19 protein-coding genes are annotated in these 23134 nt (G+C 59.5%); 9 read left to right on the top strand and 10 right to left on the bottom strand.

The features are described from left to right. Positions 1 to 9: 9 nt before the first annotated feature. A complete protein-coding gene (locus RTCIAT899_RS29485) occupies positions 10 to 1044 on the bottom strand; it encodes an ABC transporter permease (RefSeq protein WP_015343501.1) in 1035 nt (344 codons plus the stop codon). Next, on the bottom strand, positions 1044 to 2519 hold the full coding sequence (locus RTCIAT899_RS29480) for a sugar ABC transporter ATP-binding protein (RefSeq protein ID WP_015343500.1): 1476 nt from the start codon (positions 2517 to 2519) through the stop codon (positions 1044 to 1046). Before RTCIAT899_RS29480 ends, RTCIAT899_RS29485 begins: the two co-directional genes overlap by 1 nt. A gap of 335 nt (positions 2520 to 2854) precedes the next feature. Between RTCIAT899_RS29480 and RTCIAT899_RS33605 the strand changes: the two genes are divergently transcribed. Next, positions 2855 to 3004 carry a hypothetical protein gene (locus tag RTCIAT899_RS33605; RefSeq protein ID WP_154660813.1) on the top strand — a complete coding sequence of 50 codons (150 nt, stop codon included), beginning with the start codon at positions 2855 to 2857 and terminating at the stop codon, positions 3002 to 3004. Positions 3005 to 3084: 80 nt separating this feature from the next. On the opposite strand, the gene RTCIAT899_RS29475 is transcribed toward RTCIAT899_RS33605, so the two are convergent. Together RTCIAT899_RS29475 and RTCIAT899_RS29470 are read right to left on the bottom strand one after the other, a co-directional pair. Next, positions 3085 to 4968 (bottom strand): MFS transporter, encoded by a 1884-nt coding sequence (locus RTCIAT899_RS29475; RefSeq protein WP_015343499.1) that lies wholly within the window; start codon positions 4966 to 4968, stop codon positions 3085 to 3087. A 370-nt stretch (positions 4969 to 5338) separates the two neighbouring features. Further along, positions 5339 to 6538, bottom strand: a complete 1200-nt coding sequence (locus RTCIAT899_RS29470; protein ID WP_041678471.1) for an MFS transporter — start codon at positions 6536 to 6538, stop codon at positions 5339 to 5341. Between the two features lie 355 nt (positions 6539 to 6893). Here RTCIAT899_RS29470 and RTCIAT899_RS29460 point away from each other — a divergent pair, with 355 nt between their 5' ends. The 6 genes from RTCIAT899_RS29460 (at position 6894) to RTCIAT899_RS29435 (ending at position 12813) form a co-directional block, all read left to right on the top strand. Next, positions 6894 to 8453: a B12-binding domain-containing radical SAM protein gene (locus RTCIAT899_RS29460; RefSeq protein WP_015343497.1), complete on the top strand. Its 1560-nt coding sequence runs from the start codon at positions 6894 to 6896 to the stop codon at positions 8451 to 8453. 431 nt (positions 8454 to 8884) lie between these two features. Then, positions 8885 to 9127 carry a hypothetical protein gene (locus RTCIAT899_RS29455; protein WP_015343496.1) on the top strand — a complete coding sequence of 81 codons (243 nt, stop codon included), beginning with the start codon at positions 8885 to 8887 and terminating at the stop codon, positions 9125 to 9127. Between the two features lie 355 nt (positions 9128 to 9482). Continuing rightward, positions 9483 to 10157: a response regulator transcription factor gene (locus tag RTCIAT899_RS29450; RefSeq protein WP_041678252.1), complete on the top strand. Its 675-nt coding sequence runs from the start codon at positions 9483 to 9485 to the stop codon at positions 10155 to 10157. Next, entirely contained in the window at positions 10154 to 11509 is a 1356-nt protein-coding gene (locus RTCIAT899_RS29445; protein ID WP_015343494.1) for a sensor histidine kinase, read from the top strand. Before RTCIAT899_RS29450 ends, RTCIAT899_RS29445 begins: the two co-directional genes overlap by 4 nt. A gap of 96 nt (positions 11510 to 11605) precedes the next feature. Next, positions 11606 to 12196 (top strand): class I SAM-dependent methyltransferase, encoded by a 591-nt coding sequence (locus RTCIAT899_RS29440; RefSeq protein WP_041678251.1) that lies wholly within the window; start codon positions 11606 to 11608, stop codon positions 12194 to 12196. Further along, on the top strand, positions 12193 to 12813 hold the full coding sequence (locus tag RTCIAT899_RS29435) for a DedA family protein (protein ID WP_015343492.1): 621 nt from the start codon (positions 12193 to 12195) through the stop codon (positions 12811 to 12813). The genes RTCIAT899_RS29440 and RTCIAT899_RS29435 overlap by 4 nt, the downstream gene beginning before the upstream one ends. 23 nt (positions 12814 to 12836) lie before the next feature. On the opposite strand, the gene RTCIAT899_RS29430 is transcribed toward RTCIAT899_RS29435, so the two are convergent. Continuing rightward, positions 12837 to 13868 carry a class I SAM-dependent methyltransferase gene (locus RTCIAT899_RS29430; RefSeq protein WP_015343491.1) on the bottom strand — a complete coding sequence of 344 codons (1032 nt, stop codon included), beginning with the start codon at positions 13866 to 13868 and terminating at the stop codon, positions 12837 to 12839. Between the two features lie 196 nt (positions 13869 to 14064). Here RTCIAT899_RS29430 and RTCIAT899_RS29425 point away from each other — a divergent pair, with 196 nt between their 5' ends. Together RTCIAT899_RS29425 and RTCIAT899_RS29420 are read left to right on the top strand one after the other, a co-directional pair. Then, positions 14065 to 16065, top strand: a complete 2001-nt coding sequence (locus RTCIAT899_RS29425) for a putative bifunctional diguanylate cyclase/phosphodiesterase (protein ID WP_015343490.1) — start codon at positions 14065 to 14067, stop codon at positions 16063 to 16065. A 34-nt stretch (positions 16066 to 16099) separates the two neighbouring features. Further along, positions 16100 to 16486: an ester cyclase gene (locus tag RTCIAT899_RS29420; RefSeq protein WP_015343489.1), complete on the top strand. Its 387-nt coding sequence runs from the start codon at positions 16100 to 16102 to the stop codon at positions 16484 to 16486. Positions 16487 to 16507: 21 nt separating this feature from the next. Here RTCIAT899_RS29420 and RTCIAT899_RS29415 read toward each other — a convergent pair whose 3' ends face one another. From RTCIAT899_RS29415 to RTCIAT899_RS29395, 5 genes are all read right to left on the bottom strand, one after another. Further along, positions 16508 to 17707, bottom strand: a complete 1200-nt coding sequence (locus RTCIAT899_RS29415; protein ID WP_015343488.1) for an MFS transporter — start codon at positions 17705 to 17707, stop codon at positions 16508 to 16510. A gap of 120 nt (positions 17708 to 17827) precedes the next feature. Next, positions 17828 to 20158 (bottom strand): cation:proton antiporter domain-containing protein, encoded by a 2331-nt coding sequence (locus tag RTCIAT899_RS29410; protein WP_015343487.1) that lies wholly within the window; start codon positions 20156 to 20158, stop codon positions 17828 to 17830. A 151-nt stretch (positions 20159 to 20309) separates the two neighbouring features. After that, positions 20310 to 21515: a 3-oxoadipyl-CoA thiolase gene (gene pcaF / locus RTCIAT899_RS29405; RefSeq protein ID WP_015343486.1), complete on the bottom strand. Its 1206-nt coding sequence runs from the start codon at positions 21513 to 21515 to the stop codon at positions 20310 to 20312. Between the two features lie 93 nt (positions 21516 to 21608). Continuing rightward, a complete protein-coding gene (locus tag RTCIAT899_RS29400; RefSeq protein ID WP_015343485.1) occupies positions 21609 to 22298 on the bottom strand; it encodes a CoA transferase subunit B in 690 nt (229 codons plus the stop codon). After that, on the bottom strand, positions 22295 to 23002 hold the full coding sequence (locus tag RTCIAT899_RS29395) for a 3-oxoacid CoA-transferase subunit A (protein WP_015343484.1): 708 nt from the start codon (positions 23000 to 23002) through the stop codon (positions 22295 to 22297). The genes RTCIAT899_RS29400 and RTCIAT899_RS29395 overlap by 4 nt, the downstream gene beginning before the upstream one ends. Positions 23003 to 23134: the final 132 nt, after the last annotated feature.

The following is a 23134-nucleotide window of genomic DNA, read 5'->3' as shown; positions in this document are numbered from 1 at the left end:
ATGGTGGGATCATGCTTTGCCGCGGCTGATCCCATAGGTCAGTGCGAGCGCACCGACGAGAACGGCACCCTTGATAAAGTCCTGGGTGTAATAGGGTGCGTTCAGCATCGTCAGGCCGTTCAGAAGCACGCCGACGAAGACGGCGCCGATTGTCGTGCCGAGAACGTTCGGACGGCGCAATCCGAGGACGGCAAAGCCGATGAGCGAGGCTGCGACGGAATCCATCAGCAGCGAGGCGCCGGAGGAAACGTCGCCACGGCCGACGCGGGCCGCAACGATGATGCCGCCCAGCGAGGCGAGAGTGCCCGAAAGCACATAGGCAAAGGTCTTCAGGCGGGCGACATTGGCACCTGCCAACCGTGTCGCCGCTTCATTGCCGCCGGTGGCGTAGAGAAGGCGACCAAGACGCGTACGCTCGGTCAGCACATAGAGCGCGAGCGCGACGATCAGCATGAGGATGACGGGAAAGGGAATGATGCCGAACAGGCTCGATCGTCCGATCGTTAAAAAGGCGGGGTCGACCCTGCCTGACGCTGTCGTCCCGTCGGGAAGGATCAAGCCGACCGAGATCGAGCGCCCCGCCGTCGGAATCAGCTGCAGCCCCGTCAGGAGAAACATGGTGGCCAACGTCGCCAGCAGATCCGGTACCTTGAGCCTGACGATCAGCAGGGCGTTGGCAAGCCCGACGATCGCGCCGAAGGCAAGCACCAGCGGCACGGTTTCATAGGCGTTGAGACCCCATACGATCATCGCGTAGCTCGCGGCCATGACACTGGAGGCGGCCACCGCGCCAACGGAAAGATCGAAGCCGCCGATGGCGAGCGTCACCGTGACGCCGGCACCGATAATGGCGACCACCGAAACCGCCTGGAGGATGCTCATCAGATTGTTGATGTTGATGAAGGCCGGCTGGGCGAAGCTGAAGATGATGACAAGGGCAAGGAGGAGAATAAATACTGCTCCTCGCCGCACGAATTCCTGCGGTGAAACCGTATTGCTTACTGGCCTGACTTGTTCGGGGATTTCTGCGGTACCTTCACTCATCAGGCATATTCCTTGTTCTGTCGGTCGCCTGCGGCCGCGACGTCTGTGAGACCATGATGTTCCATCAACAGCACCCGATCAGCGACTTCGAGCGCCTCTTCCGGATCGGATGTCGCGATCAGGGTGGCGCGGTCGGTGTGGGCGCGTATGGCCGCGATAATGTCCTGGCGGGCGCCGACATCGACCCCCTGGAAGGGCTCGTCGAGAAGCATGAGCCGGCTTGGCTCCGCCTCCCAGCGGGCGAGCACGACCTTTTGCTGATTGCCGCCGGAAAGTGACCAGACAGATGCCTCAGGACCGGGGGCCTTTATGCCGAGGCGCCGGATGGCCTTTTCTCCCTCGCGGCTTTCCCGCCCGGAAAACAGGAAGCCCGACGGGTACCAATGTTTCAGATGCGGCAGGCTGATCGTTGCCGCAATACTCTCTCCCGGCCAGTCCGATGGCATGAGAGAAGAACGATGGCGGTCAGCAGCGGCCATGACGGCGCCGCGGGCGATTGCATCCGCGGGCGAGCGGGGCTGAAATGCAATGCCGTCCAGGAGTGCCGTGCCGGAAGCAAAGCGCTCAAGGCCGAAAAGGGTCGACAGAAGCCGGCTCTTGCCGGCGCCGAGAACGCCGGTAATGGCGACGACCTCGCCGGCATGGAGCCTCAGATCGATCGGCGGGCTGTCGGCAAGCAGCCGGACAGCCTGAAGTTCCAGTATGGCCCGGTCGAATTGTTCACGGCGATGTGGGCGAGCCGCCTTCATGGAGCGGCCAATCATGGTTTCGATGGCGACGTCGAAGTCGATCGGCTGCGAGAAGGCACCGACATTGCGGCCGCCCCGCAGGACATCAACGCGATCGGCGAGCGCATCGAGATCTGCCGTACGGTGCGAAATATAGAGAATGCCCAGGCCGCGGGCCCTCAGCCTGCGGACGATATCGTAAAGCCGGGCCGTTTCGCGTGCAGAAAGGCTTGCGGTCGGCTCATCCAGGATCAGCAGCTGCGCTTGATTGGAAAGGGCGCGGGCTATGGCGACCATCTGCCGGTCGGCGGTGCCCAGATCGCCAAAATCGCGGTCGAGTGGCAGGTCGAAGCCGGCTTCCGATAGGATTGCTTCCGCTTTCCGCCGCACTGAACGTTTCGACAGAAAGAAGGGCTGGCGTCCGTCAACATATTGGTTGAGCAGCAGGGCATCAGCGACCGAAAGGCCGGCGATCCCGACGACATCGGTCGACTGATGCACCGTAACGATGCCCCGCGCCGTTGCCTCGGCCGGGCTTTCGGGGCGATAATCCGCTCCGTTCCATAGGATGCTACCTGAATCGGCGCGATGAATGCCCGACAGGATTTTGACTAGCGTCGACTTGCCCGCGCCGTTGGCCCCCATCAGCGCGACGACCTCGCCGCGGGCGACGGTCAGAGACGCTCCAGCCAGAGCCTGTGTCGAGCCGAAGGCAAGAGAAAGATTTTGGGCATCCAGCAAGGTCATGGGCAAGGGGTCACCGATTGTCAGCGGTACTCGTAAGCCACTGGCATTCAATTAAAAGGACAAGCCTTGCTTTGTTTATTTAATCTATAGAATAAATTTTTTCTGCGCTTTGGTTCGCCTCCATTCGAGCCTCGATAGGTGGACGGCGGGACTGAGTAAGCCTTGCTCAGGCCTGTCTCCGGGGAGTTTAATTTGTCTGAAATTGCAAGGGAACCGCAAAACCCTTCCTTTAATCTACTATTTTTGTAGACAATATAAAACCATTAAATATCAGCAATTTCCGCGATAGCGAGGTGTTTACGTCGCGCCTGCGGAAACATTCGCCAGGGGTTTCCATGGATACAGTGCTCTATCTCGCTTCTCTCGCAACGCGGCCAAGTCTTGCTGCGACCAAACGCGTCTGGTCGATCCTGCAACATTTTCTGGCGGGCCTGATGGTCCTCTTTTCGCTTCTGGTGCTGCTTCACGCATTTTGCGGAAGCTGAGATTCGAGCTTCGATCAGAAATGGATGAGGCGAAGAAAAAGGCCCGGCGTTCTGTATGTGAACGCCGGGCTTTCATGCGATTACTTGATGCTGTTCAGATCGACGCCCTTGGTTTCGCGAACGAAAATTAGGCCGATGACAAGGGTCATCGCAGCGATCGCGATCGGGTACCAGAGGCCATAATAGATATCGCCCTTGGCGGCGCTCATGGCGAAGACCGTTGCCGGCAGCAGGCCACCGAACCAACCGTTACCGATATGATAGGGCAGCGACATGCCGGTATAGCGGATGCGGGTCGGGAACATCTCGACCAGGATCGCGGCGATCGGGCCGTAGACCATCGTCACATAGATGACGAGGATGGTCAGGATCAGGATGGTCAGCGGCCAGTTGATGGCTGAGGGATCGGCAACCACCTTGAAGGCGCCACCCTTGGGGATGGTGTAGACCGGCATATCAGTTGCGCCACCGGCCTGATCCGCCGTCAGAAGCTTCGCCTTGACGAGATCTGCAACCGGGGTGACTGTCTTGTCGCCCGCCCGCACGGTCGCCGCATCAAGCCCCAGTTCAGGGTTGGCGGCGATGAAGGCGTCAAGCTTGGCGTCCGGCACCTTGGCAGGGTCGCGCACCAGCGGGAAGCCGGCCTTCTGCAAGACAAGGTTCATGTCGTGCGTGAATGCCGCATTCTTTGCCGCTGCACCGGCCCCTGCCGCCGTTGCATCGTAAGAGGTGATGGTCGCGTCGCCGACCTTGACCGTCGCCGGCTGCCCGGCTGGGCCGTCGACAATCGTATAGGGCACGGAAGACTTTGCCAGGAAGGAGGTGGCGATGTCACACGAGCTATTGAACTTGGCGGTTCCCACAGGATTGAACTGGAAGGTGCAATCGCCAGGAGCTGCCGTCACCGTCGCCCGGATGGTTTGCTCCGCTTGGGCCAGGGCGGGGTTGGCGGCGTGGGTCAGTGCCTTGAACAGCGGGAAATAGGTCAGGATCGCCAGCGCAAGGCCCGCCATGATGATCGGCTTGCGGCCGATCTTATCGGACAGCCAGCCGAAGACCACGAAGAAGCCGCTGCCGATCAGAAGCGCGATGGCGATCATGATGTTGACCGATTGACCGTCAACTTTCAGCACGCTCTGCAGAAAGAACAGTGAATAGAATTGGCCGGCATACCAAACCACTGCCTGACCGGCGGTAAGGCCGAGCAGCGCGATCAAGGCGATCTTGGCGTTCTTCCACTGACCGAAGGCCTCGGAGAGCGGAGCCTTGGAGCCTTTGCCTTCTTCCTTCATCTTCTTGAATGCCGGCGATTCACTAAGCGACAGCCGGATCCAGACGGAGATCGCAAGCAGAACGCAGGACAAAAGGAAGGGAATGCGCCAGCCCCAGGCGGCAAAGGCATCCTTGCCGACGGCGTTCTGTACAACGAGGACAACGATCAGCGACAGAAACAAGCCGAGTGTCGCCGTTGTCTGGATCCAGGACGTGTAATAGCCGCGTTTGTTGTCGGGTGCATGTTCGGCAACATAGGTGGCCGCACCGCCATATTCGCCGCCAAGCGCCAGGCCTTGCAGCAGGCGAAGGATGATGAGGATGACCGGTGCTATGATGCCCCAGCTCGCCGAGCCGGGAAGGACGCCGACCAGGAAGGTCGAAAGGCCCATGATCAGGATCGTGACGAGGAAGGTGTATTTACGTCCGACAAGATCGCCGATGCGCCCGAAGACGAGCGCGCCGAACGGCCGCACGAGGAAGCCTGCGGCAAATGCGAGCAGGGCGAAGATATTGCGGGTTGCTTCGGGATAGTCGCTGAAGAAGGCCGTTCCGATGAAGGCAACTAGCGCCCCATAAAGATAGAAATCGTACCATTCGAACACGGTTCCAAGGGAGGAGGCGAAGATGACCTTCTTCTCTTCCCTGGTCATGCCTCGACTCGTCGTCTCGGCCACGGACGTGGATGCCATAAATCAATCCTCCCAATTGCACCAGGGACATGGTCAAAAGACCCGTGTCATGTCCCCCATAATGACATTACGCAGGACCTTCCTGCCGATGGGCGCGGAAAGTCGCGCCAGTGGATGCTCTCCTGATTTCCTCCCCCAGGAGATCACGCACCTGATGCATATGTGAGTGTTGGGCAAAAATTGAAAATTGCAATGGCTGCAACCGCTGCTGCTTATGAAAATCTGTGTGTAAGTATCAAGAAATATGGATATGTCATCGCCCAGCCTAACGGCAGGGGCCTGCCGCCGTGAAAAGTGCTGCCGGGCGCGGCGAAATATGACGCACCCGGCACGGTTCACAGAAGCGGATTCGGGTCGTCTTCGGCTTGTTTCAAGCCGGCTGCAGCTGCAGGCGCCGCATTGGCGGAAAGGCAAGCGCGATCGCGGCCGCCCCCAGCCCCACCATCGACGAGCCGATGAAGAGCCAGGAATAATTGGCGAAGGTATCGAAGATCCAGCCGCCGATCAGAGGTCCGGCGGCCATGCCGATGCTTGAGAGCATCGATGCCGCTCCAAAGACGGTGCCGATGACGCGCGGCCCGAAATATTCGCGCGCCAGCACGGCATAAAGCGGCATCACGCCGCCATAGGCGCTGCCGAAGACGACCGCCAGCGCATAGAATTCGCCGAGTTCGCTGACCAGCAGATAGGTGGCAAGTGCCGCCGCCTGCACCAAGAGGCCGGCGACCAGCACCGGTTTCACACCGAGCCTGTCCGCCAGCGTCCCGTAAAGGAGACGGCCGCCAAGACCCGCAAGGCCCTCGACACTGTAGATGCTGACCGCCGCCATCGGCCCCACACCACAGATGGTGGCGTAACTGACCATGTGGAAGATCGGTCCGGAATGGGCTGCACAGCAGGCAAAGAAGGTCGCGCCGAGCACGAGGAACTGCGGCGAGCGGAAGATCCGCCCGAGAGGCAGGCTCCGTTCTTCCCTCTGCCCGCCCAAGCCGGTAGCTTCGGCAAGAACAGGTGCTCGCCGCACCAGGAGCGCCGCCGGTATCAGCAGAACCCAGGCCATGACGCCGATGACAAGCATGGCAAAACGCCAATCGTAAGCCGAAATCAGGTAGCGGGCGAAAGGGGACACCGTCATCGGCGCGACGCCCATGCCGGCTGAGACCAGGGACACCGCAAGACCTCTGCCCTTGTCGAACCAGGCGGTTGTCGCCGCGATCATCGGTGCGAAGAAGGCGCTGGCGGCAAGGCCGACGAGAATGCCGTAGGTCAGCTGGAATTGCAGAAGCGAGCTCGCCCGGCTTGCCAGGACAAGCGCCAGCCCAAGCAGCAGCGCGCCTATCACCACCACGATGCGGATGCCGAAGCGATCGCTTGCGGCTCCCCAGGCAAAGGCGCCGAGGCCCATGGTCAGGAAATTCAGCGTCATGGCGGCGGCGATGCCGGCATGCGACCAGCCTGTATCGGCGGCAATCGGCACCTGAAAGATCGCGAGGGAAAACATCGCGCCGAGCGCAACACAGGTCATCAGCGCACCGGCGCCAACGATCACCCAACGATAGGACGAACTCATTTTTGCAGCTCCCTTCATCCGGTTCAGCTCAAGGCGCGAAAGATAGGATAATCTCCTTTCGCGGCTGTCTGGAATAAAGACGATTGCATCGGGACGATTTCGACATTGCCGCCGCAAAAATTTTTATCGGCATTGCAAACCATGTTTATGGGTACCTGCCGACGAGATCGCCAGGAGGCAATGGCGTCGTCAGCATCCCGAATTTAATCCTGAGCTCATATAGGGCTGCTAAGACAGCCGCCTCGATGCTGGAAAACCCTGCTTCGCAGCCGTAAGGCCGGCGCATGCAGCCGCAAATGACATACAGGCTCAAAGCAATACCGAACCAGATCCATATCATGGAGCGGACCATTCAATGGCTCATATCGTCATCATCAATCCGCGTTTCGAAACCTCCTACTGGGGCATGGAGCACGCTCTGCCGCTGTTCGATGTCAAAGCTAACCTTCCGGTGGCCTGCCTGCCTTTGCTGGCGGCGCTGACGCCGGCCGAACATACCGTCACTCTGGTGGACGAGAACATCGAGCCGATAGATTACGGCCTGTGCGAGAAGGCTGATATCGTTGCGCTGACGGGGATGATCGTCCAGCGCTTTCGTATGACGGAAATCCTGACCGAGCTCAAACGGCGCAACTGTTTCACCGTCGTCGGCGGACCTTGGGTTACGGTCAAGGAGGATTATTTCGGCAACCTCGCCGATGTCTCCTTCATCGGCGAGGCGGAAGAGACCTGGCCCAAATTCCTGGCTGAATGGCAGGAAGGCCATCATGCCCGGCGCTACGAACAGGCTGACAAGACGGATATGAGCAAGGTGCCCGTGCCGCGCTTCGATCTCCTGAAGATGGACGAATATGCTGTTGGCAGCATCCAGTTCTCGCGCGGCTGTCCGTTTACCTGCGATTTCTGCGATATCATCGTGGTGTTCGGCCGCAAGCCGCGCATCAAGACCAGCACACAGATCATTGCCGAGATGGAGGCCCTGCTTGCGTCCGGAATGGATACGGCTTTTATCGTCGACGACAATCTCATCGGCAACAAGAAGGCGATCAAGGAAGTGTTGCGTGATGTCGTCGCCTGGCAGGAGCGCCATCATTACCCGATGACGTTCCTGACGGAGGCGTCGATTGATCTGGCTGACGATGCCGAACTGATGCAGCTGATGGTCGATGCCAATATCCGCACCGTCTTCATCGGCATCGAGACGCCGAACGAGGAGGCGTTGCGCGAAACCAGGAAGCTGCAGAACCTGCGCAAGGGCGGGACGATGCTGGAGAAAATCCACACGATCCAGCAGACCGGCATGGAAGTCTGGTGCGGCATGATTCTGGGCTTCGACAGCGACGATGCGACCATTTTCGATGCGCAGCGGGTCTTCATCAGGGATGCGCGCATCGTCAACGCCATGATCGGCATGCTGGCGGCGATCCCGAAGACGCCGCTCTATACACGCCTCGCCAAGGAAGGGCGCCTCGATCATGACGATCCGCCCGCCTACGGCACCAATGTCATCCCGCTCAAGCTTTCGCGCGAAACCTTGCGGGACGGATATCTTTCGGTCTTGAGCGATCTGCATGAGCCGGCCGCCTATTTCGATAGGCTGGATGCGCTTTACATCGATGCGCGTATCGAACCGGAAAGTACCCGCTTACGCCATCTGCGCCGCCATCCGCTGCGTTTGCTGGCGCTCAACACGACATGGGCCCTCGAGGCGGTCGGGATTTTCCTCCGGCTGATGCGCCGGGTGAAGGAGGCGGATTTGCGCGCCACTTACCGTGCACGGCTTTTCAATCTCCTGCGGCATCGGCGCTCTCCCGTCATCCTGCAAATCTATGCCATCAAATGCGCCATGCACTACCATGCCCATATCATGGTGCAGCAGATGCGCACCGGCGGCGGTATCGTCAATTCGTTCTAGTGAGCTCTGAAAGTTCTGCTCGTCGTCGGATCTGCTTTGCAGCCGATTTGACACCGTCATCACCGTTGCTTTGATGCAACATATCGTGCCGGATATTTGCAATTCGAAATTGTGGGGTTGCCGATTTCCGAATCTCGCGTATGATACGCCCATCCGCAAATCGAACAGGGAGGCGTGACATGCATAATCTACATATGTTTACATACGTCTCCGGCGGAATGATGTCGATGGCCTTGGTGTGCGCTGCACCAACTGCACGACGATTCTATAATTAAGGCTTTAAAAAGCTTTATCTGTCGCCGCTTAGGCGTTTTCCCATTAAACCTATATGACCTGCCCAGGGAATAACTTGGTGCGTCGTTGACGCATCCGCTCCTGAAGTCGGTCAAGCTTCAAGAGGACCTGGTCGCGTGATTGCGCCAGGAAAAACGATGACTCATTCACAATTTATAGTTGCCGAGAGTTTGGCGGCAACGATCGATGAACTGTACCAGAAATTCGGTGTCTGGAGGACTGCACGCGCCCTGTTGTTTGTCGCCTGGAAACGGCGGCAGATCTATGAGGGGGTATCCGGATTATCGAATTATCAGCTTCGTGATATCGGCCTTCCCGAGCGTGAGGAAGGGCTGGATTATCGCAGCTTGCTGGCGTTGCATGTGAGCCGCCTTAAATGAGGTGGGTTTGATGCAGATGGACGCTTTACGGCTCGTCCTTCTCGATCTCTGTTGGTTCGAGAATGGCGGTGCGGCAGCGAAATCGGGACGGGCGGGAAACCATTTGCATGGTGGGCTCGCTACTCCGTCCGCTGTAGCTTACCTATCCGCCGCGCGGCGGATATCGCAGGGGGAGGCGATGCCTTCCCCTGCGACCTGACTGGCGTCGAAAGCCGAAACTGGCCGATATCTTCCCGTGCCGGCAGCATATCGGTTTGAATTCTCCAGTGAATAATGATGTGCCGCCAGGAGAGGGTCGCAATCTTCCCGCAATCCGCTTATGCAATGCAGTCGTTCCATTTGTGGGGATGGTTCATTGCGGATCTTGTTGCTAGAGGACGAGCCGGAAATGGCTGCGGCGCTGAGCGCTGCATTGCGGGCTCGCGATGCCGTCGTCGATCACGTGTCGATGCTGGCAGATGCCGAAGAGGCTGCGATAAATCTCCCTTATGATGCCATTCTTCTCGACCGGCAGGTTCCGGATGGAGATGGCTTGTCGATCATTCCAAAGCTGAGGGCTGCCGGCATCGATACGCCCGTCATCGTGTTGACGGCGCGCGGCGATCTCGGCGATCGCATCGGTGGTCTCGATACCGGCGCCGACGATTACATCGTCAAACCATTTGCCATTGAAGAACTGCTGGCGCGATTGCGCGCCATTCTGAGACGCCCCGGCGAGTTGCGGACCGAGGTGGTGAATTTCGGCAGGCTGTCCTATGACTTCGGATGCCACGATATCCTGATTGAGGGCGAGCGGCTCGAATTGCCGCGCCGGGAAGTTCTGGTCTTCGAGGCGCTTGCGCGCCGGCTTGGCCGCACGGTACCGCGCCATGCTCTGGAAGAGGCCGTTTACGGATTCAGCGAAGATATCCAGTCGAATACGCTGGATGCGCATATCTCCCGTCTTCGTCGCAAGCTTGCCTCCGTGGAGTCCGGCCTGGAGATCCATCCCGTTCGCGGCATCGGCTATCTGATGAGACTGAAATCATGAGCGCAAGCCAGCCTTCCCTGCGATGGCGTCTCGTATCGCACCTGTCATTCCTGCAGGCGATTTTCCTGTCGCTGCTTGCGATGCTCATCGTCGCCGCCTTGTGGGCGACCGGCAGCTTTATCTCGCTTCAGCCGGAAGACGAGACCATCGATGCCATCTCTCGGTCGATTGGCCGCGATCAGAATGGCGCCCTTGTACTGACAGAAACATCGGCGCTTTTGGCGCGGCGCGAGAACCTGCCAGGTCTCTGGTTCGTCGTGCGCGATCGCAGCGGCGCCACAATCAAGGGCGGAAACGCGCCGCCGGCCTATGCAGCGTTCGGCGCTGCGCTCGACGGCATCGGACAGGCCCGTTTCGGCAGCAATCTCGGTGGCAGCACCGTACCCGCTGCCCGGCTGCAATGGGTGTCGTCTCCGGCTGGCGAGATCCAGGTTCTGACGGGCGTGGACGGTACCGTGTCGACGGTCCGCATCCTTGGTGCGGTCGGCATCGTCTTCTTCAGCGCCCTTCTGCCGCTGTTGATCGTCACGGCGATCGCAACGATGATTGCAGCACCGCTCGTGGTTCGCCGCGCTTTTTCCTCGCTGGATTCCGCCGTTGCCCGCGCCGGGCAGATCGATATCAATCGCCAGGGGACGCGGCTGCCGGTCGACGATGTCCCGCGTGAAATCCTGCCGCTTGTCGAAGCCGTCAATGATGCGCTGAGGCGGCTGGACGAAGGCTATGAGCGGCAGAAGCGTCTTTTCTCCCATCTTGCCCATGAATGGCGGACCCCGGTTGCGATCCTGCAGGCACGTCTCGATGGCCTGCCGGCAGGCCCTTTGAAGGAGCGGCTCTTCGAAGATACCGTCCGCCTTGCGACGCTTGCCGAGCAGTTCCTCGATCTTCAGCGCCTCAATCACCGCTTTGAGCCGGTTTCGGTTGATCTCGTGGAGGTCGCTGAACACGTCGTTTCAGAACTAGCGCCGCTCGCGATCGCCGCCAATTATGAACCCTGCTTCATCAAGGACGAGGAGGCCGTGGAAGTCCTTGGCGATCGCATGGCCATCGAGCGGGCCGTGACCAACCTCGTACAGAACGCGATCCAGCATGGTGGCCGCCGTGGCAGGATCACCGTCAATGTCGCTCGCGCCACCGGCATCACCGTAAGCGACGAAGGAAGCGGTATCCCGGAGGAAGAACGGGACCGTATCTTCGAGCCGTTTCATCGTCTCCAGGGACGCACTAAGGGGTTCGGCCTCGGGCTGAACCTCGTCGAGGAAATTGCCAGGCTCCATGGTGGAAAGGTCTGTGTCCTCGATGGACCGACGGGTGGCGCGGCCTTCAGATTAAGCTTTCCGATGGCCGAATAGCCTATCGGCTCCCGATGCAATGTTCTCGCAATCGGCTCCCCCTAGGAAAAGCCTGTCGTGCAGGCGAATCTCCTGAGGCCGTATTGGCGGGAACACATGTCAAACACATCATTATTTCTGCGAACTCTGCTGACCAATCCGCGCATGGTGGGAGCGATTGCCCCCTCCGGCCCGGTGCTGGCCGATCTGATTACAAGCGAAATCGGTCCTTCGGCGGGACCGGTTCTCGAGCTTGGCCCGGGCACGGGAGTGTTCACACGAGCCCTTCTCGCACGCGGCATATGCGAAAGCGATATTACGCTGATTGAATCCGCTGATAGTTTTGCCAGCATGCTTCGCCAGCGGTTTCCTGATGCCCGTGTCATCTGCGCCGATGCTGCACGGCTTGATGCTTACGGCCTGCCGGAAGGAGAGCAGTTTGGCTGTGCCATCAGCGGATTGCCGCTGCTCAACATGTCGCCGAAGACGGTCATTGCCATTTTGACCGCGGTCTCGGCGAGACTGCGCGAGGGCGGGGCGCTCTATCAGTTCACCTATGGCCTGCGCTGTCCGATACCGCACCGCCTGCTTGACCGGTTTGGTTTCAAGGCAACGCTGCAGGGCCAGGTGCTTCGCAACTTTCCGCCTGCCAGGGTCTACAAGATCGTCCGCCGCAGGCCGATAAATTCTCCGGCTACTGCCACATGAGCGGCTCCTCCTATCTGTTGGATATCCTGCCCGATCTGGCGGCATGGGGACTGCTTGGTCTTGCACTATGTTCCGCGATCGAGAAGCTTGTCCCCATCCTACCATCGATCGCCCTGTTCTTGATGATCGGCATGCTGGGTGTCGCCCACCCAGTTGATTTGCCCGCAGTGATAGCCGCTACCGCTGCCGGTTCAATGGCAGGCTCGCTGTTCTGGTATGGAATAGGCCGTTGGCTGGGACCTGAGCGTGGCGACCTCGTCGTGCTGAGAATGACCCGGCGTCTGGAGATTAAAGAAGAGTGGTATCTGCGCCTGAAGCGCAATTATCATGGTCACCCCATGCGGGCCACGCTCTTCGGCCAGCTTGTGCCTGTCGTTCGCGCCTATATGGCATTGCCGGCAGGCGTGCTCGCCGTGCCGGCGCCAGGCTTTGCCATCGCGACATTCTGCGGCGCATTGATCTGGAATACGCCGTTTCTGGTATCGGGTTATTTGTTGCGTCAACAGATATTGGCGCCGAATACAGCAGCGCCTGCCGCTATCGCAGCAATCATCTTGGTCAATCTTCTGGTGCTTGCGCTGCTGCGACTTTGCCGGCCAAGCCGCAGCGCGGCTTAGCCGGCTATCACGCTTGCGGTCGGCTATACGGTCAGAACGGCGTATATGACGCCGCCGTTTTCGCCGCGTGTCAGAGAAACATCGGCGATCGGATGCTTGACCTTGTCGATGATCGACTGGACATCCTCATCCGTTCGCCAGATCAGCGGCCAGTTCATGAAGGTTTCCATGTAACCTTCGACACCGATATCCTTGGCGAAGTTTGCAAGCAGGAACTTGCCGCCGGGCTTCAGCATCTGCAGGCAGCGCTCCGTCAGACGCACGGCTACGCTTTCGGCCAGATAATCGTAAAGGCCGGCTGCATAGATGAAGTCGAACGTGCCGAGCTTCTGCGCGCGTCCCAAAATGGTGCGAACGGAGCCGTTGATCGCTTCGATGCAGCTGCCATGGAAAGCCGAGCTCACCGTCCCGACGCTGACGGGATCCTGATCAAGTGCGACCCAGCGCTTGAGCCTGCCGCTCTGCAGAGCTTGGGAGAGCTCGGCTTCGCGAAGATGGCCGGCCGCGATTGCCAGGACTTCGGCGCCATCCGTCGCCTCCGCCACCGCATCGACATGGGCTGCCAGGATCTCACGCCTTTCGCGCACGGCGACGGCGGATGCTGCACGCCGGGTGAAATCGTAAACTTCTGCGCCCAGCGCCGAAGCTTCCGCCACCTGTGCGGCAACGGCTGGATGTTCATAGATGAAATCCAGCAGATAGGCATCCCCGCTATAGCCGCGCGGCTTTTCGAAGGACCATCGCGTCAGAGGATCCTGTAGCAGGTAGGACGACACCGGGTGCCCCTGCGCCACCGAGGCCAGATGCGCCCAGGTCAGGGGTGTCGTCTTGTTTTTCAGCGCCTGCAGACGCTCCGTCAAGGCTTTCATGGTGCCTGGAACGGGCGCGTTTGCTTCGAACGCCTGCTGCGTAAGGGAGAGAATGAGGGCGAGTTCGGCCTCGCCCTCCTTTATTTGGTCGGTTGCAATGTTGTTACCGGACGATCTCGTATGTTCCGAGATGGACTGGGAGGTAACGAGGCTGAAGCCATCTAGAGCGGTTTGAAATTGTTTCAATTTTAAATCATTCCGTGAACACTCCGCAAACCATATCTCAGATAAAAATTGAGCGCTATGGTTTTGTTAATGTCGCTGCGTCAACGCTGTCGTTATCAAACGGATCAAATTGGCCGCCGTGGTGAAGCGAGCGATTGGTTCATTCGAGCGACGCAAAGGTAACGCGGTGGACATGAAGTCTCGGCTAACTCGGGTGATGATGAGCATGCGTCAATTGTCGGGAGGAAGCGAACTTGGCCGGAGCGCTGCTCTGGGCACGGATCGTCCCGATGAGCTGCGTGTGCTCTACAAAGCCTATAGTAATGATGCGCGGCGCGCCCTGGCTCGCAGCGGTCTGTGGCTTGCCGTGCCCGTCTATGTCCTATTCCTCATCACGGATCTGGTCTTCATTCCGGATGTCTCGCATGTGACGATTCCCGCACGGTTCCTGATCGGCGGTTTTTCGCTTCTGGTGCTGGAAACACAGTTTTCCCGCCAGCGTCGTGCCGGCGAGCTGGAGGCGACCTGTGCGGCAGCTGTCGTCCTTGGATATGTCGTCTGGCTGCTGCCGGCATTGCAGACGACCAATGCCGAGGCATTCTCTTATTATGCCGCCTTCGGTGCCATCTTCATGATGGGCGTTAACCTGTTCTTCAGTCTCGAGTTCGGTCTTGCACTTGCCTCGTCGGGGCTGATCTTTGCCTTTTTCCTGCTGTCGCTGACGGAATTTCACTACAGCGCCGCCTATTGCCTGGCCTTTACGACCTTCTATCTCTGCTGCTTCGTGTTCACCTCCTATGTGAACTGGAAATTGAACAAGGAACGTTTCAACGTCTTCCTCAATGCGCGAGAAGCGGAATTGCAGCAGCAGCAGGCGACGGAGCGCGGCGAGGCGCTTCTGCGGCTTTCCATTACCGATTCCCTGACTGGAATGGAAAATAGAAGAGCCGCTGACATAAGGCTGAAGCAGTTTTGGGATCGTTGGCGCGAAAAGCGCGCTCCTTTTGCCATTCTTCTGGTCGATGTCGACTTCTTCAAGAAGTACAATGACTATTATGGCCATCAGGAGGGCGATCACTGTCTCGTCACGGTAGCCAACGCGCTGTCGAATATCGTCGCGCCACTAGGGGCGACGGTCGGGCGTTACGGCGGCGAGGAATTCATCGTCATTCTAGATCTGGAGAGCAGCTCGGATGCGCTGGCGCTGGCGGAGGCGATCTGCCAGGGGATCGAAGCTCTCGATATCGTCCACGCGCAGCGTCTGGACGGTTTCCGGCATGTCACCGTCAGTGTCGGAGCGACGATTACCAGAGACGTCGCCGGTGCGAAACTGGAGAATGTGATCAACGAGGCCGACCGCGCTCTTTATTCCGCAAAGGCGAGCGGCCGCAATTGCGCACGGATATTCGACCCGAACGAGCTGCCCGGCGGGGATGCGAGCGAAAACATCGCGGCCATCCTGAAGATCGCCATTCAGCAAAATCTCGTTTCGCTGGTCTATCAACCGATTCAATATCTCAGGACCGGAGAGATCGGCGCTTACGAGGCTCTGATGCGTCTGCAGCTGCTTGATGGGTCGAATTCTTCACCGGCTGTCTTTATTCCTGTCGCGGAGCGCACGGGCGCCATTATCGAGCTCGGTTACTGGGCAATCAGAAGAGCATGCTGCGATTTGCTCACCCGCGATATTGTCGACACCGTCAGCATCAATGTTTCCCCGATCCAGCTGCGCGCCCCGGGTTTCGCCGCGCAGGTCGCAGCTATTTTGGCGGAAACGGGCGTTTCGGGTCATAGGGTTGCGTTCGAAATCACCGAGGGCGTCGACATGGAAATACGCCCGGATGTGCTCGACAGCATCCAGGATCTGAAGAAGCTCGGCATCAAATTCTGGCTGGATGATTTCGGCACAGGCTTTGCCGGGTTGTCATGGCTTCGCCTGATGGAGTTTGAAACCGTCAAGATCGACAAATCCTTCCTGCATGATGCGGCAAACAACGACGGCGCCAAGATTCTGCTCGAGGATATTATCGGCCTGGTCCGCAATCGTGGCCACCGCATCCTGGTCGAGGGCGTGGAAGACGAAGAGCAGCTCAATCTCGTCAAATCCTTTGGCATCGACGCCGTTCAGGGATACCATATCGGCCGACCGGCACCGGCGCTCAAGCATCCCATTGCAATGATGAATGCCGGCCACCGGCGTCTGCAGGCGACTGCGTGAGAAACCGGCTGTCACCCAGCCGAGGGTGATGAGAATGGCAAGCACCGACCTTTCCGAGATCTATCGAGGGTACATTGCCTGTCTCAACGGGCAGGATTGGCCGAATCTGCGCAAATTCGTCCATGAAGACGTATGGTATAATAGCGCCCATGTGGGGTTGTCAGGCTATCGGCAAATGCTCGAAGGTGATTTTCGCGCCATCCCCGATCTTCATTTCGATATCGCTCTGCTCATCTGCGAGCCGCCGCGTGTCGCATGTCGCCTGCAATTTGATTGCAGACCGACGGGGCTGTTGTTCGGCATGGCGGTGAACGGCAGAAGGGTCCAATTCGCTGAGAATGTCTTTTATGAGTTTCTGGATGGACGAATTCGGCATGTCTGGTCAATCATCGACAAGGCGGCCATCGCAGCCCAACTCTGACAATCACCGCCACCAATGGTGCTATTCGTGCCCAAGGCGCAGTGCCATGAAACCAGCCGCAAAAGCGGCGAGGCCGCTTGCGATAATCGGACCGGAATAGCTGCCGGTATGGTCGAAAATAAAACCGGCTGCCGTCGGCCCGATCAAGGCTGCGATACCGACCGCCGTATAGAGATATCCGATGACGGCGCCGATATTGCGCGTCCCGAACAGATCGGCGGCCACAGCGGGATAAAGGCCGACGCAGCCGCCATAGCTCATGCCGAACGTCAGTGCGAACAATGCCAGCTGGATCATGCCTGATGCCGATGCCCAGAGAGCAAAGGACGCGGCGACGGCAAATGTCAGAGACGCCAATAGCCGGCGCCGGCCGAAGCGATCGCCGAGCCCGGCCAGGAAAAAGCGACCGACCACGTTGCCTACGCCAATAAGGCCGACAAGAGTGGTCCCGTCTTGCAGCGAGAGACCCATGTCCTGGGCTGCTGCAACGATATGGACATAGGGAATGAAAGTGCAAAACGACGACAGAACAAGCACGGCATAGAAAAGATAGAACCGTCTGTCCCGCCATATGGCAGCATTTGCATGCTTGTCCGCTCGATTCCGGGATGGATCCGGATTGTCACGCCTTTTGCGGATGAGCATTGCGGCCGGCAATCCGACCACGGCAAATAGACATGCAAGCGCGATGAAGCAGCCTCGCCAGCCCATGAAGGGCAGCGCTTGGCCGATCGCAAAGGGCAGCACCAGGGTACCAAGGCCAATCCCGGCAGTCGCGACGCCGGACGCCTGGCTGCGTCTGCGGATAAACCAGGATTGTACGGCGCCAAGGGCTGGAACGTAGGAGAGGCCGATCCCCAGGCCAACGCCGAAGCCGTACCAGATATAGAGCGACACGAGCGATCCCGCGCGGCTAGCGCCGATATAGCCGAGGATCATGGCAGCAAGCCCCAGAAGAACCAGGCTGCGCGACGACCATCTGTCAGCGAGCGGCCCGGCAATCGCGCCGAGCGAATAGAAGAGGAATGCGGAGATGGAGAAGACGAGGGCAATCTCGCCGCGAGAGGCGCTAAACTCCGCAGCAAGCCCCGGCAAGGTGGCGGAGAAGGAATAGGCGGCGCCGAAGGTCACGGCCGTCAGCACATGGGTCGCGGCGACAACCTTCCATCCCTCCCGCGTATCGGCTTCTTCGTGGTCACGCGAAAGGGCAAGGTCGGACATCGGTGCGCTCGGTCAAATCATATTGTCGGCCAATATGGACTAGGAGGCAGCTTAGGAAAAATGAATAGCGTTGATGTCTTTCATTGATTCTCCTGATTCATCCCACGGCTGATGGTCGGCCTATTCGCGAATTGACGGCGAGGAGGAGGCCAGATCGGTTTCGATGAAAATGCAGGATCTGTCGGCGGTCTGCAGCACCGTGTCGGCGACGCTTCCGTAGGAAAGGCTGCCACTGGCTCTTTTACTTACGCCGAGCACGATCAGATTATATCCGCCGCTGCGCGCATGCCGCAGGATCGAGAGTTCCGGCGAGGGGCCTTGCTGCACGACTTTTTCAACCTGCACGCCATAATAATCTGCAATGGCGTCGACCTTATTCAAAATATCCCGATGGTCATTGCCTCGGTCGCTGATGCGCGGAATAGCGCTGGCGCGGCGCGGCTCGACGATTAACAACAGCGCGCAATGGGCGTTTGCCGCCTTTGCGATCGCGAGGCCGAATTCAGCGGCGCGGATGGAGCGTTCGGTGCCACTGACGGGAAGCAGTATCCGCAGATCTCCCGGATGCTTCGGAAGCGGGCCGCGTGCCGTGATGATCGCCGGAGTTCCCTGGAACGACGATGTCATGACCTGCAGCGACGGGCCGAAGCGGCCATCGTCTCCCATGGAGGGTTCGATGCCCGCCAGGAGAAGATCGTGGCCTGTATCGGACACGTCTTCGAGTGCGGTTTCGAGCTTGTCGCTCTTTTCTCGGATTGTCACATGGATATCGCCTTCGCCAGCCAAGTTCTGCCCCGGTGGCGCCGACGCAAGCAGATCGGTGGTGTATTGGCGCAAATCTTCGGCGATTGCCTTGGCGTGCGACGCTGGATGCAAGGCTCCCATAGCACCGGGCGTGTCTGGAGTTTCCTCGGCTCCGCGCGCATCCATCACCGTGACGGGCATCTTGCGCGTCACCGCGAAGAAAGCGGCTATCCAGGTTGCCAGGCGGCTGCTTTGTGAACCGTCGACAGCCAGCAGGATGCGCTCAAAATTTCCGAGGAAGCTCTCGCTTTCGAACTGTTCGCGCTCCAGACGATTGCGCTCTTCTTCGCGCAGTGGCAGGCGGGCAAGCGCCCACCGAAGCGTCGGCGGCATCGCCATCGTGGTGATGACGGCCATGGCGACGATGACGGAAAAGAGCTTTTCGTCCAGCACGCCGACCGACAAGCCTATAGTCGCGACGATCACCTCCGTCGATCCCCGTGCATTCATGCCGCAGCCGAGCGCCAGGGCCTCCGATGCCGAATAGCCGCCGAACCTGGCGGCGGCAAAAGCGCCGCCGAACTTGCCGACGCTCGCTATGATCACGACAGCAGCCGTCAGCAGCAATATCGAGGGATCGGCCAGCACGGTGAGATCGGTCTGCAGGCCCGTCAGTCCGAAGAAGACGGGCATGAAGAGCGCCGTCGTCAAGGCGCGGAGCTGCACATCGATCTGACGTGTGAGAATCGGCGATTCACCGACCAGAATGCCGGAGACGAAGGCGCCGAGCACGGTATGGACACCGATGAAATTGGTGATGATCGCCATCGTGCCCATGATTGCGACGATGGCGCTGAGCACGGGCAGGTCGCTGCGGAAATTGTCGTTGGTCCAGCGGATGATTTCGAAGACCACCCGTCTGCCGACGGTGAAGCTGACGGCCATGAAGGCCAATGTGCCGACGACGCTGGTCCCGAGCGTCGTGAGATCGACCGTGCCTTTTTCGGCAAGGCCGAACGTTATGGCAATGATGACCCATCCGATCGTATCGTCGATGATGGCGGAGGCGACGATCAGTTGGCCGACGTTCCGGCGCATGAAGTCCATCTCGCGCACTACGGAAGCGACGATCTTCACCGAGGAGATGGAAAGCGCAGTGCCGAGAAAAAGGGAGGTGACCAACCGCTTTTGAGGATCAGGAAGCAAGGCGTCGGGGATGAGCTCGCCCAGCGCAAAACCTGCAGCAAACGGAATGACAATGCCGGTCAGCGAGACGCCGGCCGCGGATTTGCGCAGGCGTTTTGCAAGACCGAGATCGGTCTCCATGCCGGCAAGCAGTAGAAGAAAGAGAATGCCGAGCTGGCCGACCGCATCGGTCATGCTCTTTTGCGCACCTTCCGAAGGGAAAAGGCTCGCCTGTGCATGCGGAAAGATCAGGCCGAAGAGGGAGGGACCGAGAATGATGCCGGCGATGATCTGGCCCATGATCGATGGCTGGCCGATACGCACCATGAATTCGCCAAGCAGCCTGCCTGAGACCACAAGCAGAACGATCTGAATCAGGAACAGCCCTTCCGAAGGGTGGCTGGCTTTCTGCCCCTCAGCAGCGAAGGCGGATTGCGCAATCGACAGCAACAGGGTGATGGTAATGAGAATGATAACGGCGTTTGACGAAAATGGCTTCGAGACATTCTGGCGTGATGGCATGGACTGATCCCACTGAGCAGCGGGAAAACGCGCCAAAGCCTTTGCCGTTCCAGATTATCGCTGATTGCCGCCGCCGCAGGCTAATATCGGGCGCTCGGCAGCGGGCATAATCCGCCGTATTCGGCGGCGGATCATGGGCAAGCCGGAACGATCAGACCCGTTCCAGCGCGATGGCGATGCCCTGGCCGACGCCGATGCACATGGTGGAAAGCGAATAGCGTCCGCCGGTTTCCTTGAGCTCCAGGGCAGCCGTGCCGGTGATGCGCGCACCCGACATGCCAAGCGGATGACCGAGCGCGATGGCGCCGCCGTTGCGGTTGACGCGCGCGTCGTCATCGGCAATGCCGAGTTCGCGCAGCACGGCAAGCCCTTGCGAGGCGAAGGCTTCGTTCAATTCGATGACGTCGAACTGCTCTTGGCGCATGCCGAGGCGGGCCATCAGTTTGCGCGAAGCTGGAACCGGGCCGATCCCCATGATACGCGGAGGGACACCGGCGGCCGCCCCGCCAAGGATGCGGGCAATCGGCGTAAGGCCATATTTTTTAGCTGCTGCTTCAGACGCAATGATGAGCGCGGCCGCGCCATCGTTGACGCCGGAGGCGTTACCTGCCGTCACCGTGCCGCCTTCCTTCTTGAAAGGTGTGCCGAGCTTGGCAAGTGCTTCCATCGAGGTTGCGCGCGGATGCTCGTCCTTGCCGACGATAACAGGATCACCCTTGCGCTGCGGGATCGTCACCGAGATGATTTCCTTGGCAAGCCTGCCGTTTTCCTGTGCCGCGGCTGCCTTTGCCTGCGAACGGACGGCAAAGGCGTCCTGGTCTTCGCGGCTGACCTTGTAGTCTTCCGCGACGTTCTCACCGGTTTCCGGCATGGAGTCGACGCCATATTGCTTCTTCATCACGGGATTGATGAAGCGCCAGCCGATGGTGGTGTCGTAGATCTCGGCATTGCGCGAAAAGGCGCTTTCGGCCTTGGGAATGACGAAGGGCGCGCGCGACATGCTCTCAACGCCGCCGGCGATCATCAAATCAGCCTCGCCGGCGCGGATGGCGCGGGCAGCCGCGATGACGGCATCCATGCCCGAGCCGCAAAGCCGGTTGATCGTCGTGCCGGGCACCGAAATCGGCAGGCCGGCCAGCAGGCTTGCCATGCGCGCGACGTTGCGATTGTCCTCGCCCGCCTGGTTGGCGCATCCATAGATCACGTCGTCGATGGCCTCCCAATCGACCGAGCCGTTGCGCTCGATCAGCGCCTTCAGCGGCACCGCACCGAGATCATCGGCGCGGACGGAGGAGAGCGATCCGCCAAAGCGGCCGATCGGCGTGCGGATATAGTCACAGATGAAGGCTTCGGTCATGGTCTTCTCCCAACGGCATGTTGCGCAAAAGCGGCTTGCGAAATATTATAAGCTTAAAGCATCGCGCGCGAGTCTGAAAGATGGCAACCGGCTTCAGAGCTTCGGCACGACGAGGTCGGCAACGGGGCGATCGATATGGAGCGGCGCGCCGGTCATCGCCTGCAGTTCGTCCATCGCCATCGCAGCGAGCTTTTCACGGACGACGAAGCCTTCTTTGCCAATGTCGATGACCGCATGGCTCGTATAGATGCGGGTAATGCAGCCGACGCCGGTCAGAGGAAAGGTGCAGGCCTCCACCAGTTTCGGCTTGCCGTCCTTCGTCACATGTTCGGTGATGACGAAAACCTGCTTGGCGCCATGAACTAGGTCCATAGCGCCACCGACGGCAGGCACGCCCTTCGAGCCGACGCGCCAGTTGGCGAGGTCGCCATTTTGCGCCACCTGATAGGCGCCGAGGATCGCGACATCCAGATGTCCGCCGCGCACCATGGCGAAACTATCGGCGTGATGGAAGAAGGAGGCGCCGGGCTTCAGCGTGACGGCCTTCTTGCCGGCGTTGATCAGATCCCAATCTTCCTCACCTTCCGCAGGCGGCTCGCCGAAATTCAGGATGCCGTTTTCGGTATGGAAGATCGCCTGCCGGCCCGGAGGCTGGTAGCGGGCAACCATTTCCGGAAAGCCGATGCCGAGGTTAACATAGGCGCCATCTTCGATATCCTGAGCCGCACGCCAGGCGATCTGGGCGTTGGAGAGCTTGATGTCTTCGCGTGTGTCGATGGTCATACGTAGGCCACTCCGGCTCGAATGAGATTTTCTTCCTGCTGCGGATCGGCGACCTCAACGACGCCGTTGACGAAGATGCCGGGGGTAACGATGTGCTCGGGATCGAGCTCGCCAGCGGCAACGATTTTCGAGACCTGTGCGATCGTCCTCGTCGCGGCCATGCACATCAGCGGATTAAAATTGCGGCCGGCCTTGTTGTAGATGAGATTGCCCTGCACATCGCCGAGATGTGCCTTGACAATGGCGAAATCGGCCTTGAGCCAGCGCTCCTGAACATAGTGGCGTCCGTCGAATTCCGCGATGACCTTGCCGTCGGCAAGTTCCGTGCCGTAGGCGGTCGGGGTGTAGAAAGCCGGAATGCCGGCGCCGCCGGCGCGGATGCGTTCGGCAAGAGTCCCTTGAGGCACCAGTTCCAGCTCGATTTCGCCCGCCAGATAACGGTCGGTGAAGGCGCGCGGATCGGATGAACGCGGGAAGGAGCAGATCATCTTCCTGACCATGCCGGCATCGATCATTGCGGCGATGCCGATGCGCCCATTGCCGGCGTTGTTGTTGATGATGGTCAGGTTCTTCGGGCCCTTATCGATCAGCGCATGGATGAGTTCGATCGGCGCGCCGGAACCACCAAAGCCGCCGATCATGACGGTTGCACCATCGCCGATGTCCGAGACGGCGGCCGCCGTGCTCGCGATTGTCTTATCCATGCGGAAACTCCCACTTGCCATGCGGGCGGACCAAGGCGCCCCGTCCTCTTCCTTTCGAATAGATCAGCAGGGGCTGGACGGCAATCGATTTGTGCGTTATTTGATTTTTGTTCATATATCGCACAAATGTGA

Origin of the sequence: Rhizobium tropici CIAT 899 (assembly GCF_000330885.1) — a bacterium.
Lineage (GTDB): Bacteria > Pseudomonadota > Alphaproteobacteria > Rhizobiales > Rhizobiaceae > Rhizobium > Rhizobium tropici.
This window is presented reverse-complemented; position numbering and strand designations above follow the sequence as displayed.

Coding starts and splice junctions, on each gene's coding strand:
- RTCIAT899_RS29425 (WP_015343490.1), top strand. CDS start 14,065: ATGATGAGCATGCGTCAATTGTCGGGAGGAAGCGAACTTGGCCGGAGC.
- RTCIAT899_RS29445 (WP_015343494.1), top strand. CDS start 10,154: ATGAGCGCAAGCCAGCCTTCCCTGCGATGGCGTCTCGTATCGCACCTG.
- RTCIAT899_RS29475 (WP_015343499.1), bottom strand. CDS start 4,968: ATGGCATCCACGTCCGTGGCCGAGACGACGAGTCGAGGCATGACCAGG.
- RTCIAT899_RS29480 (WP_015343500.1), bottom strand. CDS start 2,519: ATGACCTTGCTGGATGCCCAAAATCTTTCTCTTGCCTTCGGCTCGACA.
- RTCIAT899_RS29410 (WP_015343487.1), bottom strand. CDS start 20,158: ATGCCATCACGCCAGAATGTCTCGAAGCCATTTTCGTCAAACGCCGTT.
- RTCIAT899_RS29485 (WP_015343501.1), bottom strand. CDS start 1,044: ATGAGTGAAGGTACCGCAGAAATCCCCGAACAAGTCAGGCCAGTAAGC.
- RTCIAT899_RS29415 (WP_015343488.1), bottom strand. CDS start 17,707: ATGTCCGACCTTGCCCTTTCGCGTGACCACGAAGAAGCCGATACGCGG.
- RTCIAT899_RS29455 (WP_015343496.1), top strand. CDS start 8,885: ATGACTCATTCACAATTTATAGTTGCCGAGAGTTTGGCGGCAACGATC.
- RTCIAT899_RS29400 (WP_015343485.1), bottom strand. CDS start 22,298: ATGACCATCGACACACGCGAAGACATCAAGCTCTCCAACGCCCAGATC.
- pcaF (WP_015343486.1), bottom strand. CDS start 21,515: ATGACCGAAGCCTTCATCTGTGACTATATCCGCACGCCGATCGGCCGC.
- RTCIAT899_RS29440 (WP_041678251.1), top strand. CDS start 11,606: ATGTCAAACACATCATTATTTCTGCGAACTCTGCTGACCAATCCGCGC.
- RTCIAT899_RS33605 (WP_154660813.1), top strand. CDS start 2,855: ATGGATACAGTGCTCTATCTCGCTTCTCTCGCAACGCGGCCAAGTCTT.
- RTCIAT899_RS29420 (WP_015343489.1), top strand. CDS start 16,100: ATGGCAAGCACCGACCTTTCCGAGATCTATCGAGGGTACATTGCCTGT.
- RTCIAT899_RS29460 (WP_015343497.1), top strand. CDS start 6,894: ATGGCTCATATCGTCATCATCAATCCGCGTTTCGAAACCTCCTACTGG.
- RTCIAT899_RS29435 (WP_015343492.1), top strand. CDS start 12,193: ATGAGCGGCTCCTCCTATCTGTTGGATATCCTGCCCGATCTGGCGGCA.
- RTCIAT899_RS29470 (WP_041678471.1), bottom strand. CDS start 6,538: ATGAGTTCGTCCTATCGTTGGGTGATCGTTGGCGCCGGTGCGCTGATG.
- RTCIAT899_RS29395 (WP_015343484.1), bottom strand. CDS start 23,002: ATGGATAAGACAATCGCGAGCACGGCGGCCGCCGTCTCGGACATCGGC.